Origin of the sequence: Paenibacillus sp. YN15 (genome assembly GCF_003285005.1) — a bacterium.
GTDB lineage: Bacteria > Bacillota > Bacilli > Paenibacillales > NBRC-103111 > Paenibacillus_AR.
On the sequence record NZ_QMFA01000038.1, the window covers coordinates 1 to 13361 of the forward strand.

Genomic DNA, 13361 nt, shown 5'->3' on the forward strand with positions numbered 1-13361 from the left:
GCTGCTCGTTGTTCAGTTTTCAAGGAGCTCGTTTGTTTCCTTGTCGCTCTCTTCTTCAAGAGGCGACTTTTTTAATATACCACATTGTTACTCAGTAATGCAAGCTTTTTTTGAAACTTTTTTTGAATCAGGTTTCGCTTGTGATGCCTTTAAAAACCTGTTTCATTCGCGAAAACTAACTTACCACAGCCTGTCCAATAAAGTCAAGCATAAATTTCATTTATAATTTCCCAAAGCCTTTGCTATTGATGTTGCATCCTGTTCCTTGCATATCTGGAAATATCCTTCGGAGACGCAAGGCGGGCATACATACGGAAAATGATGGTATACCTGGCTTCAATTGCGGTTTTGATGTCATTGTCCATCCGTTTGTCATTCAGATCAAACAACATTTCATCCAATTCCTTGCGCAGTACATAATCAAGCTCTTTGCATTCTCTGTCATTGAACAAAAAACCCAACATGGTTTAGCTCCCTTCAAGGAACAAGGAATAGTAAGCGCGTCGTCTTACTGTTATGTACAGATATTGGATTTTTTATGAACAGGAAAATGAAATTTTTTAGCCGACCAGTCGGATGGTAATCATACTTTCAACAACTGCCGCTGCCATCAATAGAAGAGCAACAAGAATGACCAAAGGCACCGAAACCTTCAGCAATCTTACAAAAGCCGCGTTATTGGCCGCTCTGCGGGCAGGAGAAAACAAAAAGAAGAAGCTCTTCAGCATAACCGCCCCAAACCGGATGCCGAATGCGCAAGCCAGAATGAATGCAGGCAGCTCGATGATGCCATGGGGAAGAATTCCCAGAATAAACGGTCCCCAGCCCGTTTCAGGCACATTCTGATGGGCCAGATACCCCATAATCAATCCGTTGCTGAGCAAGCTGTACAGCGGAATAATCCCCAGCATCACCCCGGAATAAACCATAAAGACGGAAACCAGCACATTATTCATCAGGATAAAACCGAGCAGCCTCCATTGATAATGATCATGGCCGCCAATGCTGTTCACCATATCGGTCAGTTGTTCAATTTGGTTATCCAGCAGAAATTGGAATTGCTCCGGCTGGGAAAAGCCCAGATACGCCCCAACAAGAAAGGTGGCAGCCGCAGCTATGAAATAATGCTTCATTTCCTTGATCACTAAGATTAAATTGCGCCAGCTCATCAGCCAAAGTCCTCCCTATAATAGACATAACCAAGTGGTACGGGCATACATTGGTAATAAAGCAATTGACCAAGCCCCGCCTGCCGCAATTACGGACAAGTGGGAAACCAAGGAGGCCCGGCAATGAATGTATTTTATGTTTTCCATGCCAAAAAAGTAAAAAAAGCGATCATCGCGGCAGCCGCCTGTTTTTTTGCAGCAGGCATCATTTACGCAGAAACGGAAAATATCTCGGTATTCACTCAGAGCGAACCCGCCGCTATATACAGCGTACAGACGGAGAAAAAAGTCGTCTCCCTCACCTTCGACATCAGTTGGGGGGATGTCCAGCCTGAACCCATTGTACAGCTGCTCCAGGACAAGGGAGTGAAGAAATCAACCTTCTTCCTTTCCTCCCCATGGGCCAAAACCCATCCCCAAATTGTGGACAAAATCAACAAAGCCGGTTTTGAAATCGGGAGCCACGGCCATAAGCATGTGAATTACAGCAGCCTGGAGGAAAAGGACATCCGCACCCAGCTCCAGACCGCCCACGGCATTCTGACCGAGGTAACCGGCAAGTCGCCGCAGCTTCTGCGGCTCCCCAACGGGGATTTCGACAAAAAGGTGCTGCGCATCGCCAATGATCTGGGGTATAAGGTAATTCAATGGGATACAGACTCGCTGGATTGGAAGGCTTCCAATGCCAAGGAAATCGTCACCCAGGTTACCTCCAAGGTACATCCGGGAGATATTATCCTCTTGCATGCCAGCGATTCGGCCAAATACAACCAAGAGGCGCTGCCCCAAATTATCGACGAGCTGCGTACCCAGGGATATGATTTCGTCAGTGTATCGGAGCTTCTGGAGCAATCCTCCGTCTCCTTCCAGCAGGCGGAATAGGCCATCCCTACTGGAAAAAGCGGTTTAGCCAAACCGCTTTTTTTATATGTCCTAAAGTCCGGCAGAGCTTTTTCACAATGGAAAAATCCTAGTTAATTGTACCAACCTTCACAACAAAAAGCTATTCGCCCCTTTCATGAAACGGACGGCATTCACACATACTAACGCCATACTATCCGAAGGAAGGGAGCGTAAACCGGATTATGACAGCTAAACGAATGCTGCTGATTCCCGCCCTCCTGCCTGTTTTGCTGCTTATCTCCTGCGGCAGTGAACAGCAGTCTTCACAGCCGCAATCCTATAAGGATATGAAGGCTATGGTTCTTGATGTCCTGAAAACAGAGGACGCGCAAAAAGCGATCATGTCTACTGCAGCCAAAAACCAGGACAAGACCATCCAGCTTCTTTCCACCGGCGAGGGCCAACAAATCCAGCTTGCCGTCAAGGAATTGCTGACTACGGAAAATCATGGACTCAAGATGCTGGAAGCTACCATGACCGACCCCAAATTTGCGGGTGAATTCGCCAAAGCGGCGCAGAAAAATATCAAGCAAATTGAGAAGGATTTGCTGAAAGATCCCGAATATCAGAAAAATTTGTTTGAGGCTTTAAACAATCCGGATTATCAGAAAATCATCCTTGAGACCATGAAAAGCCAGAAATACCGGCAGCAAATGCAAGAGGTTGTCCGCGAATCCCTGCAAAGTCCCCTGTTTAAAGCGGAGCTGATCGCCATGTTTCAGAAGGCGGTAGCAGAGGAAATGAAGCCGAAGGATGACAAAACGCTGACCATTACGGCGGAAAGCGGGCAAGGCGGGCAACAGGGAGGCCAACAGGGCGGAGGCGGACAAGGCCAGGATCAAGACGGCGGGGACGATCAAAGCGGAGGAGACCAGCAGGAACAGGAAAGCGGCGGCCAAGATGACCAAAGCAGCGGGGATACGGATGACAGCTCTCAGGATCAGGAAGACCAGACCAAGTCCAAGGAGAAGAAAAAATAATGGCAAAGGGCTGAACGGCGGCAAGCCGTACAGCCCTTTTTGTTTACAGTATTATTCGGAGTCCAGCTTCTCAATAATGCGCCGGGCCATCCGGGAATACAATTCGCCTGTTTCGGAATCCGCCTTGTAGACGGAGGGAGAATAATCCGGCTCGGACAAATGGTTATCCGGCGCCCCCAGAGGGATTTGGGCCAGAATTTCCGTGTGCAGCTCCCGAGCCAGCTTCGCCCCGCCGCCGCGGCCGAAAATATAGGCCACTTCACCGGTCTTGTCGGTGTAATACGCCATATTTTCCACAACGCCTAAAATCTCGTGGTCCGTCCGCAAGGCCATGGAACCCGCCCTCGCAGCCACAAATGCCGCCGTAGCGTGGGGAGTGGTCACCACAATCTCCTTGCTGTGGGGGATCATTTGATGGACGTCCAGAGCCACGTCTCCTGTCCCCGGAGGCAAGTCCAGAATCATATAGTCCAGCTCGCCCCAATTGACCTCGCTGAAGAAATTGCGGAGCATCTTGCCCAGCATAGGCCCCCGCCAGATCACCGGCGCATTGTCTTCCACGAAGAAGCCCATGGACATAACCTTCACGCCGAACCGCTCCACCGGAATAATCTTATTGTCCTCCATCCCGGGACGCTCTTCAATGCCCATCATATCGGGAACGCTAAAGCCATAAATATCCGCATCGATGATGCCCACCCGTTTGCCTTCCCTGGCCAATGAAACCGCCAAATTGACGGTTACGGTGGATTTGCCCACCCCGCCCTTGCCGCTGGCTACCGCAATGAAGGTTACCCCGGAATCGCGGCTTAGAAGCTCGGAACGGCCTGTTGCGGGAGATTGGGTCTGCTGGCGGGAGGAAGCTTCTCCCTGGGGCGCCTGCAGCCTGCGGGCGATTTCCTGGCTTTCCGCATCCGTAATCATCCGGAACCGGACATGCACATCCTGAATGCCGATCCGTCCCAGCCCTTCCCGCACGTCCTGGCGGTATTGCTCCTTCAGCGTTTCGCTGTCCTCCGTCAGGACAACCGTCAGGTTCACGCGGGAATCCTTCGTCATCATGTCCTTGACCAGCCCCAACTCAGTCAGGGGCCGGTTATAGGTTTTGTCGTATACATGCTTCAGCGCGTCAAACACCTGCTCTTTGGCTACCATAGCTACACCTCATGTGGGCTTGTCTGTATTTATGCCACCATTATACCACAATTTTACGGCTCGCCTATTTGTTCGCCGGCGCAATACTTGAGTATGCCCTGATAAATGGAAGCCGCCACCTTTTTTTGATAACCTTCCTGCCCCATTAACCTAGCCTCCTCGGGATTGGAGAGAAATCCCACTTCAACCAAAGCGCCGGGGATCGATATAGCTTTCATCGGATAAAAGGTGTCATTTTCCTTGGCCACTCGGTCCGTATTTTGCAGATTCCGCTTCAGCTCCTCCTGAATATGGGTCGCCAGCGTTTTGGCGCCCGGCTTGTCGGGATGATAGAAGGTTTGGGCCCCATGCCACTTCGGGGATGGAATGCTGTTCAGATGGATGCTGATCATAAAATCGGCCTGAGCCTTATTGATGAGATTGGCGCGCTGCTGGAGATCCTCCGTTTTGCGCTTGCTGTAGCCCTTGGTTCCCGGAGCAGCCAGATCCTTGTCCTCCTCACGGGTCATCACCACAATCGCCCCCGCCTCCTGCAGATAATCCCGCAGATGTTTGGCAATGTCCAGATTAATATCCTTCTCGTTCACCCCCTCTTTGCTGGAGGCGCCTCCGTCCGGTCCGCCATGACCGGCATCCACTGCAATCACCTTGCCGGACAAAGGCATGGTCCAATAATTCCAGGTTTCACTGTGGGGAAGCTCATAGCTCAGCATAAAAACGGTCAGCACCGCCAAAGCCGCCGCTGCACCCAGCTTCAGCAAGCCTTGCTTGTTTGTCCAGATTATGAGCCGTTTCCGTTTCCACCCGCGCATAAAAAAATCCACCCCGCATCCAATAGATTCTCTAAGAATCTTATGGACAAAGGTGGATCTTTATACCTTGAATCTTGTCTTAGGGATGAACAAGCTCCATTCTAAGGGCTTTCCGAAGGAAAGCCGGCATCGTAAGCACCAGCTAGAGCCTGGATTCGGATAAAGAGGCGTCCATTTCCCTCATGCCCTTGATGAGAATTTGGGCTACCTCCGGCCGGGTAAACTCGGCTGGCGGGCAGATTCCGTCACGAAGCATGGCGCGGACCTTCGTACCGGACAAGTGCATATGGAAGGCCTTGTCATGCGGGCAGGTTTTGCTGGAGGCCATATTGCCGCACTTGGTGCAAAAGAAGCTGTGCTCAAAAAACAGCGGTGTAATGCCCAGCTCTTCCTGGGTGAAGTTGCGGAAAATTTCCTGCGCTTCGTAGGTGCCGTAATAGTCCCCTACACCGGCATGGTCGCGTCCCACTATAAAATGGGTGCAGCCGTAATTTTTCCGGACCATGGCATGGAAGATGGCTTCTCTGGGACCTGCATAGCGCATTGCCGCCGGAAACACTCCCAGAAACGCGCGATTGCCCGGGTAATAGTTCTCCAACAGGACCAAATAGCTTTCCATGCGGATTTCCGCAGATATGTCGTCGGCCTTTGTCTCTCCCACCAAAGGGTTGAGGAACAGCCCGTCTACAATCTCCATGGCGCTTTTCTGGATGTATTCATGCGCCCGGTGGACCGGATTGCGGGTTTGGAAGCCAACTACCGTCTTCCAGCCCCGGGAGACAAAAATTTGTCTGGTTTCGGCGGGTGTGTAATAGAACTCCTCAAACTTCTCCGGTTGGGGACGGTTCAGCACCTGAATCGGGCCGCCAACATAGGTATTGGGGCGGGACAGAAGCTTTTGCACGCCGGGGTGGGCGCTGTCGGCAGTTTTGAAGACCTTCAGAGCCTCGTTCTGCTGATCCGCGGTATAAATGCTCCGGACCTCCAGAATGGCATATACCACGCCGTCCAGCTCGCCTACAAGGGCCACTTGTTGGCCGATATCCAGCGCAGCCGCCTGGCCTTTGCCCACCGCCAAAGTTATGGGGATGCTCCATACCAGCCCGTTGGCCAGCCGCATGTTTTCTACGACAGAGTGGTAATCCTCCTCTTCCATAAAGCCGGTCAGCGGCGAAAAACCGCCTACCGCAATTAGATCAATATCCGAAATCGTCCATTTGTTGACGGGAATGGAGGGCAAGGTTGCGGCAAGCTGCAGCAGCTCCTCCCGTTCTTTCCCCTCCACCAGCCGATCAATCAGCGTGCCGCCGTGGGCCTGTATGGTCTCACTCACTTGGTATGGCTCCCTTCATCCTGTTGTTATTTATGCAATCCGCATTCTGTCTTCTCATGGCCGGCCCAGCGGCCTGCGCGGGGGTCCTCGCCCGGCAGCACCTGGCGTGTGCACTTTTCGCAGCCGATGCTGGGATAGTGCTGATCATGGAGGGGATTATAGATAACCTCATTGACGCGGATATAATTCCATACATCCTCGCTGGTCCAGCCGGCAAGGGGATTAAACTTGACCAGGCCAAACTTCACATCGTACTCCACCTTCTTGGCGTTCGCCCGGGTGGGAGCCTGATCGCGGCGGATGCCGGTAATCCATGCTTCATATTTGCCGAGAATGGCGGTCAGGGGCTCTACCTTGCGCAGATTGCAGCATGTATTGGGATCGGACTTCCACAGCTCCTCGCCGTATTGGGCTGCTTGCGCCTCCAGAGTAAGCTCTGTGCCAGCTCTGACAAATTGAAGGCCGTAATGGGCAGCCAGCTTATCCCGTGTCTCGTAGGTCTCCTCAAAGTGAAGATCCGTGTCCAAATAGAAGATATCTGTCTTGGGGCTGACCTTCTGAAGCATATCCACCAATACTACATCCTCTGCGCCAAAGCTGCATGCCAGCGTAATATTGGGAAAGGTCTCCACCGCCCACTTCAGGAGCTCTTCCGGGCTTTTGTCCTCAAATTCCTCAGCAGCCTTAGCAATTAACGTTTCCTTCTCGAATAAGTTCATGGCTTGTTTACCCTCCGAAACGATATTCCTACTAAATACATATGATTTATTAGGTTTTGCTATTATTTTAATAAGCTGTGATCATAAAGTCAATCTTTTTCTCGAAATGGCAAAAACTCGGGCTATAATGCTGTAATAATGTATGTGAAGCGCCTAGAATGGGTTCTAATTCTCATCGTAATTTGCAACAGTAGTCAAAAATCATTGGGCAGGAATGTCGATTTACTTTGGGTAATAGAAAAAACCTCTGCCGGATATTCAGCAGAGGTTTTTGGCGTTATTTTTGGTGGATGATCAGCGTTTCCAGGCGATGCTTACCATTCCTTCGTTTCGACTTCGATCCAGGCCGGGCGAAATCCACAATTCAATGCAATTTTCCAGGAATGAATATTTGATAAACTTGTTCCATAATAGGGTATTCTGCCGCGGCAAATAATTTCCTCTTTTAATAAAAGCACCAATTGCGTCCCTATTCCCTTGCCACGATATTCATCCTTGATATCGATCCCAATCTGCCACATTAGCGGCGTGTCGGCAGAGGCCCCTGCCATTCCGATTATCTCCCTCCCCTCCATTGCTGCCACCGCCAGCATATCCGGACGTTCAGGTGTAAAATGTGCGCAAAGGGCATTAGGGTATTTTTTATCTCCATAGAACTGATGTATGTCGTCTTGCTCAAACCACTTGACCTCAATATTGGCCCTGTGTGTCATGGATGGGCCCAGCGGTAAAAACATATGGTGAGTTTGAAATAATTGTTTATCATGTCCTTCAAGATGCTTATCAATTTCCCTGAGCTTCGTATGCTCGAATAACCCATGGCCTGTCTGTTCGCCGGTAAAATCGGCAAGCCAATCATGCAGCCGTTTGTCTGCAGATATAACTGCGTTGCCTCCCATTGACGCCATCTTAAAAAAGAATGGTTTATCTGCAAATTTCCTTCTGTTCTCATGGAGGGCAGGCAAAGAGATTATATTCTCCCGCTTATCAAAATCCTCTGGCAAACAGTTGCATTCTATGGCCAGCTGTTCCTTAACAATGTTTATGATTTTTTCATTTGAAAACATACCCACACCACCTTTTACAAACTCAAACTCCAGCGGCTAAACGAAAAACCCCCAGCCCAAATGGGCCAGAGGCTTGGAATCCCTTGCGGGACATAGATATTAACGCTTGGAGAACTGAGGAGCACGACGGGCTGCTTTCAAGCCGTACTTCTTCCGTTCCTTCATACGAGGGTCACGAGTCAGGAAGCCTGCGCGCTTCAGGGAACCGCGGAGCTCCGGGTCAGCCTTCAGCAGGGCGCGGGAGATGCCGTGACGGATCGCTCCGGCTTGTCCGGACATGCCGCCGCCGTTGGCGATAACCAGTACATCATATCTACCCAGAGTTTCAGTCAGGTTCAGAGGCTGCTTTACGATCAGCTTCAGTGTTTCCAGACCAAAGTATTCGTTAATGTCGCGCTTATTGATTACGATTCGTCCTTCACCCGGAATCAAACGTACACGTGCTACCGAGTGCTTACGACGACCGGTTCCATAGTATTGTACAGTTGCCATGAAATGGTCCTCCTCTTATTATCCGCGAAGTTCCCAAACTTCGGGTTGTTGAGCTTGATGCGGATGCTCGGCACCAGCGTATACTTTAATTCTTGTCTTCAGAGAATCACCCAGACGGTTCTTCGGCAGCATGCCGTGAACAGCCAGCTCAATCATCCGCTCCGGCTTGTTCTTCAGCATATCGCCTGCGGAAGTAGCCTTCAAGCCGCCCGGATAATGGGAGTGACGGTAGTACATTTTTTGGGAGAGCTTCTTGCCGGTCAGTTCGATCTTGTCGGCGTTAATCACAACGACGAAATCGCCGCCGTCCACATGGGGGGTGAAATCCGGTTTATGTTTACCGCGAATGATACCGGCCACTTCACTGGCCAGACGGCCGAGGGTTTTGCCTTCGGCGTCTACAAGATACCATTTGCGTTCGGCTGCATTGCCTTTAGGCATATATGTCGTACGCATCTTGATCCTCCTAAAAGTTTTTACGTCGGTAAAAACTAGCATCGTAAGCATGGACTGAGTTATTGCGCCAGTAGAATCTGGCATCGTAAACATAAGCTGAGTTATAAGCATTCATAAAGTTTATGCGGATAAAGACACGCAATCAGCCAAGCTGACTTGCGGCCATTATGCATGATATTGCGACACTGCAGGGTCGGTTGCTTCACAACTCGGGGCAAGTGGGGGTGCCAGTTGTGAAACACCAACAACTATAATACTACAGTGTCTGCCAAATGGCAAGCATTAATCGTACTCGACTCGCCATAACGTTAAACCGTGTGCTTCAGCCGTCGGACCCGCCAGACGCCGGTTTTTGGCTTCCAGAATTCTTTTCATGTCCTCAGGCCGACGTTTTCCTTGCCCGATTTGGATTAGCGTTCCCGCCATAATCCGGACCATATTATAGAGAAATCCGTTTCCGGTTATTTCAAAATGGATCGAGCGCGCTAATTCATCCCCCGGCAGCGGATCATGCAGGACAAGCAGATCGGCATCATAAATGGTTCTGACCCTTGAATCCTTATCGCATCTGACCGTGCAAAAGGAGGTGAAATCATGGGTTCCCTTTACATACGTCAGGGCTTCCTTCATTGCCGCGGTATCCAGTTTCCTGGGATGATGAAAGCGGGTACGGGTATAAAGCAAATCCGGAAATTTGGAGTTCTGGATCACGTAACGGTAGGTCTTCAGCTTCGCAGACCGGCGGGCATGGAAGTCAAGGGGCATTTCCCAGGCTTCATAAACCACAATGTCGTTGGGCAGCCTTGTATTGAGGGCAATACTCCACCGTTCAATGGGGATCGCCGACTCAGTCAGGAAATGCGCCACTTGAGCCCTGGCATGCACACCGGCATCGGTACGTCCGGACCCGTGCAGCTTGACGGTCTCTCCAGTCAGCAGCCGGATGGCCGCCTCCAGGTGGTCCTGAACGGTATTGCCGCCGGGCTGTGTCTGGAAGCCGTAGTAGCCGGTTCCGTCGTAGCCGATCACCAAGGCAATGTTCCTCACATGTACCTCCACTAGCCATAACATCCCCACAAAGGCATTTCGTCCATTCCTGGCGCCATACTCTTGCGGGGACCGGCAATTGCAAAAGGCGTGAATGCAAAAAGGGCTTCATCAGAATCTCAAGATTCCGTCCACCCTCTTCCCATTGTCTTACGCCCGGTCAACCAATTCCAGATATACCATAGGAGCAGCGTCGCCGCGGCGGGGACCCAGCTTCATGATGCGGGTATATCCGCCTTGACGTTCGGAATAGCGGGTTGCCAAATCCGAGAACAGCTTTTGAATCGCATCTTGGTCTTCAGTCGCTTTCTCTCTGCGAACAAATGCTGCGACCTGACGGCGTGCGTGCAGATCTCCGCGCTTGGCAAGAGTGATCAGCTTCTCGGCAATGGAACGAACTTCCTTCGCTTTGGCTTCAGTCGTTTCGATGCGTTCATGTATGAACAAGTCAGTGACCAGATCGCGGAAAAGTGCTTTTCTCGCGCTGGAGTCACGACCCAACTTTTGGTATGCCACTATTGTTCCCTCCTTGAAAATCCTTTTGCTGGCTTTGGGATACCAAAGCGCTTCGTGGCAGGCCGAAGGTCAAGCAGGTCTTAATCTTCTGTACGAAGTCCCAATCCCAGCTCTTCCAGCTTCTCCTGCACTTCCTCCAAAGACTTGCGGCCCAGGTTGCGGACCTTCATCATGTCTTCTTCGGTTTTGGTGATCAGTTCCTGAACCGTATTGATACCGGCACGCTTCAGGCAGTTGTAGGAGCGGACAGACAGATCCAGTTCCTCGATGGTCATCTCCAGAACCTTTTCCTTCTTGTCCTCTTCCTTCTCCACCATAATCTCCGCATCCTTGGCCTCATCAGTCAGGCCGACGAAGAGCATCAGATGCTCGGTCAGGATCTTGGCGCCGATGCTTACCGCTTCCTCGGGACGGATGCTGCCATCTGTCCAGACCTCCAAGGTAAGCTTATCATAGTTAGTCACTTGACCGACACGGGTGTTCTCCACTGCATAGTTCACACGAGTAATCGGCGTATAGATGGAATCAATCGGAATGACCCCGATCGGGGTATCCTCCCGCTTGTTCTTATCCGCAGATACGTATCCCCGGCCTCTATTCGCATGAATGCGCATGTGCAGGCGGGCATCGGATGACAACGTAGCAATGAGAAGGTCAGGGTTCAGGATTTCCACGTCGCTGTCCGTGCGGATATCGCCGGCAAAAACCTGGCCTTCCCCTTCTGCATCGATCTCGAGAACTTTTTCTTCGTCGGAATGAATCTTTAACGATAGACCCTTCAGGTTCAGGATAATCTCTGTTACGTCTTCCACAACTCCAGGAATGGTGGAGAATTCGTGCAGCACGCCGTCGATGTGAACGGAAGTGACAGCAGCCCCCGGCAAGGAGGACAGAAGAATCCGGCGCAGAGAGTTACCGAGCGTCGTGCCGTATCCGCGCTCAAGCGGTTCGACCACGAATTTACCATACGTGCCGTCATCGTGGATCGTTACGGTCTCTATTTTCGGCTTTTCAATCTCTATCATTAAAATACCCTCCTTCGAAACGTCGTTCCGTCTGGATACGATTATGCACCATAAATCAAGTAGTATGCCTATCCCTTCCAAACATTATTCACATGTTTGAAAGTTTTATACCACTGTACCAGCTTGATTATACGCGGCGACGTTTAGGCGGGCGGCAACCGTTATGGGGAATCGGGGTTACGTCCTTGATCAGGTTGACTTCCAGACCGGCAGCCTGCAAAGAGCGGATAGCTGCTTCGCGGCCTGCGCCAGGACCCTTAACCATAACTTCAACTGCTTTCATACCATGCTCCATTGCGCTCTTCGCAGCGGACTCGGCAGCCATTTGAGCGGCGAACGGAGTGCTTTTGCGGGAGCCTTTGAAGCCCAGGTTACCGGCAGATGCCCAGGAAATTGCGTTTCCGTGGGGATCAGTGATGGTAACAATGGTGTTGTTGAAGGTGGAGCGGATATGGGCAACACCGGACTCGATGTTTTTCCGGTCGCGGCGTTTGGTACGAACGACTTTGGATTTAGGCTTTGCCATTGCGGGTTATCCCTCCTTCTTACTTCTTCTTGTTCGCTACAGTACGGCGAGGACCCTTGCGCGTACGAGCGTTGGTTTTGGTGCGTTGGCCACGGACAGGCAGGCCGCGACGATGACGAACACCGCGGTAGCAGCCGATTTCGATCAACCGTTTGATGCTGAGGGCAACTTCGCGGCGCAGATCGCCTTCCACCTTAATGTTGTGGTCAATATATTCACGAAGCTTGCTGACTTCGTCTTCGGTCAGATCGCGGATGCGAGTGTCCGGGTTGATGCCGGTAGCAGCGATAATCTTTTGGGAAGTGGCTTTGCCAATTCCGAAAATGTACGTCAGTCCAATTTCCACGCGCTTGTCGCGCGGCAAGTCTACACCAGATATACGGGCCATGTTAGAGACACAACCTCCTTTTTATCCTTGTTTTTGCTTGTGCTTGGGATTTTCGCAGATCACCATGACATTGCCTTTACGCTTGATGACCTTGCATTTTTCGCAGATCGGCTTCACCGACGGTCTAACTTTCATGGTAAACCCTCCTAAGAGTTTTGCGTAAGCAAAACTTACTTCGTAAGCATACACGAAGTTTCGTCCAAGACGAAACTTACTTCATTGTTCCAGCCATTTATTTGTAACGGTACGTAATCCGGCCTCTGGTCAGGTCATAGGGAGACAGTTCCACTGTCACCTTGTCGCCCGGCAGGATTCGGATGAAGTGCATCCGGATTTTGCCGGACACATGGGCCAAAATCTTATGACCGTTTTCCAACTCTACTTTAAACATCGCATTGGGAAGCGGCTCAATGACCGTTCCTTCCACTTCAATAACATCTTCTTTGGCCACGGATGATTCTCCTTTCGCTTCGAGCTTCCGTCTTGCTTAGGAAGGGAGGTACTTGGCCAGCGCATGGCGCAGCTTGCCGTTGGTTACCCGTCCCGTTTCCAATAAACTGTTGACGACAATGTCGCTGGTTTCATTCTGCAGTTCCAGGTGAAGCAGGTTTTTCTTCTTCGGGTGGTCGAACTTGCGGGTCCGACCATCTGCAATCAGCACGCTCCGCTGGTCGACGAGACCAACAATGACAGCATAGTCGCCGCTGTCCCGTCCGCGCAGAATTTTGACAATTTGGCCGAGTTGAGGAACTTTAGCGATTTCCACGATTCTC

Annotated in this window: 19 protein-coding genes; 2 read left to right on the plus strand and 17 right to left on the minus strand. The window is 51.0% G+C overall.

Annotation, left to right across the window (positions count from 1 at the left end; all coding sequences use genetic code 11):
* Positions 1–242: 242 nt before the first annotated feature.
* The gene (locus DQG13_RS31600) at positions 243–464 is read right to left on the minus strand and encodes a hypothetical protein (protein ID WP_113022624.1); all 222 of its coding nucleotides are present in this window, start codon (positions 462–464) and stop codon (positions 243–245) included.
* Positions 465–560: 96 nt separating this feature from the next.
* The gene (locus DQG13_RS23540) at positions 561–1169 is read right to left on the minus strand and encodes a stage II sporulation protein M (protein WP_113022625.1); all 609 of its coding nucleotides are present in this window, start codon (positions 1167–1169) and stop codon (positions 561–563) included.
* Between the two features lie 123 nt (positions 1170–1292).
* Between DQG13_RS23540 and pdaB the strand changes: the two genes are divergently transcribed.
* Together pdaB and gerD are read left to right on the plus strand one after the other, a co-directional pair.
* Positions 1293–2051 carry a polysaccharide deacetylase family sporulation protein PdaB gene (gene pdaB, locus DQG13_RS23545; protein WP_113022626.1) on the plus strand — a complete coding sequence of 253 codons (759 nt, stop codon included), beginning with the start codon at positions 1293–1295 and terminating at the stop codon, positions 2049–2051.
* Between the two features lie 203 nt (positions 2052–2254).
* Positions 2255–3052: a spore germination lipoprotein GerD gene (gene gerD / locus DQG13_RS23550; RefSeq protein WP_181592958.1), complete on the plus strand. Its 798-nt coding sequence runs from the start codon at positions 2255–2257 to the stop codon at positions 3050–3052.
* A gap of 51 nt (positions 3053–3103) precedes the next feature.
* Here the strand turns inward: gerD and DQG13_RS23555 are convergent, their stop codons facing one another.
* The 15 genes from DQG13_RS23555 to DQG13_RS23625 all read right to left on the minus strand — a co-directional run bounded on the left by DQG13_RS23555 (position 3104) and on the right by DQG13_RS23625 (position 13357).
* Positions 3104–4207, minus strand: a complete 1104-nt coding sequence (locus DQG13_RS23555) for an Mrp/NBP35 family ATP-binding protein (protein ID WP_113022627.1) — start codon at positions 4205–4207, stop codon at positions 3104–3106.
* 53 nt (positions 4208–4260) lie between these two features.
* Complete coding sequence (gene cwlD, locus DQG13_RS23560) at positions 4261–5019, minus strand: N-acetylmuramoyl-L-alanine amidase CwlD (RefSeq protein ID WP_113022628.1); 759 nt, start codon at positions 5017–5019, stop codon at positions 4261–4263.
* Between the two features lie 142 nt (positions 5020–5161).
* The gene (gene sat, locus DQG13_RS23565; RefSeq protein ID WP_113022629.1) at positions 5162–6352 is read right to left on the minus strand and encodes a sulfate adenylyltransferase; all 1191 of its coding nucleotides are present in this window, start codon (positions 6350–6352) and stop codon (positions 5162–5164) included.
* 26 nt (positions 6353–6378) lie between these two features.
* Entirely contained in the window at positions 6379–7071 is a 693-nt protein-coding gene (locus DQG13_RS23570; RefSeq protein WP_113022630.1) for a phosphoadenylyl-sulfate reductase, read from the minus strand.
* A 314-nt stretch (positions 7072–7385) separates the two neighbouring features.
* Positions 7386–8138 (minus strand): GNAT family N-acetyltransferase, encoded by a 753-nt coding sequence (locus DQG13_RS23575; protein WP_113022631.1) that lies wholly within the window; start codon positions 8136–8138, stop codon positions 7386–7388.
* A 99-nt stretch (positions 8139–8237) separates the two neighbouring features.
* Positions 8238–8630, minus strand: coding sequence for a 30S ribosomal protein S9 (rpsI, locus tag DQG13_RS23580; protein ID WP_113022632.1), 393 nt, complete (start codon positions 8628–8630; stop codon positions 8238–8240).
* Positions 8631–8648: 18 nt separating this feature from the next.
* Entirely contained in the window at positions 8649–9086 is a 438-nt protein-coding gene (gene rplM / locus DQG13_RS23585; protein WP_113022633.1) for a 50S ribosomal protein L13, read from the minus strand.
* A gap of 282 nt (positions 9087–9368) precedes the next feature.
* Complete coding sequence (gene truA, locus DQG13_RS23590) at positions 9369–10133, minus strand: tRNA pseudouridine(38-40) synthase TruA (protein ID WP_113022634.1); 765 nt, start codon at positions 10131–10133, stop codon at positions 9369–9371.
* 150 nt (positions 10134–10283) lie between these two features.
* The gene (gene rplQ, locus DQG13_RS23595; protein WP_113022635.1) at positions 10284–10649 is read right to left on the minus strand and encodes a 50S ribosomal protein L17; all 366 of its coding nucleotides are present in this window, start codon (positions 10647–10649) and stop codon (positions 10284–10286) included.
* 80 nt (positions 10650–10729) lie between these two features.
* Positions 10730–11674, minus strand: coding sequence for a DNA-directed RNA polymerase subunit alpha (locus DQG13_RS23600; RefSeq protein ID WP_113022636.1), 945 nt, complete (start codon positions 11672–11674; stop codon positions 10730–10732).
* Between the two features lie 127 nt (positions 11675–11801).
* Positions 11802–12200 (minus strand): 30S ribosomal protein S11, encoded by a 399-nt coding sequence (gene rpsK, locus DQG13_RS23605; protein WP_113022637.1) that lies wholly within the window; start codon positions 12198–12200, stop codon positions 11802–11804.
* 19 nt (positions 12201–12219) lie between these two features.
* Positions 12220–12588, minus strand: coding sequence for a 30S ribosomal protein S13 (rpsM, locus tag DQG13_RS23610; protein ID WP_113022638.1), 369 nt, complete (start codon positions 12586–12588; stop codon positions 12220–12222).
* A gap of 21 nt (positions 12589–12609) precedes the next feature.
* Complete coding sequence (gene rpmJ / locus DQG13_RS23615) at positions 12610–12723, minus strand: 50S ribosomal protein L36 (protein ID WP_023388342.1); 114 nt, start codon at positions 12721–12723, stop codon at positions 12610–12612.
* Between the two features lie 97 nt (positions 12724–12820).
* Positions 12821–13039 carry a translation initiation factor IF-1 gene (gene infA / locus DQG13_RS23620; protein WP_010279644.1) on the minus strand — a complete coding sequence of 73 codons (219 nt, stop codon included), beginning with the start codon at positions 13037–13039 and terminating at the stop codon, positions 12821–12823.
* A gap of 36 nt (positions 13040–13075) precedes the next feature.
* Entirely contained in the window at positions 13076–13357 is a 282-nt protein-coding gene (locus tag DQG13_RS23625) for a hypothetical protein (protein WP_397334015.1), read from the minus strand.
* Between the last annotated feature and the right edge of the window lie 4 nt (positions 13358–13361).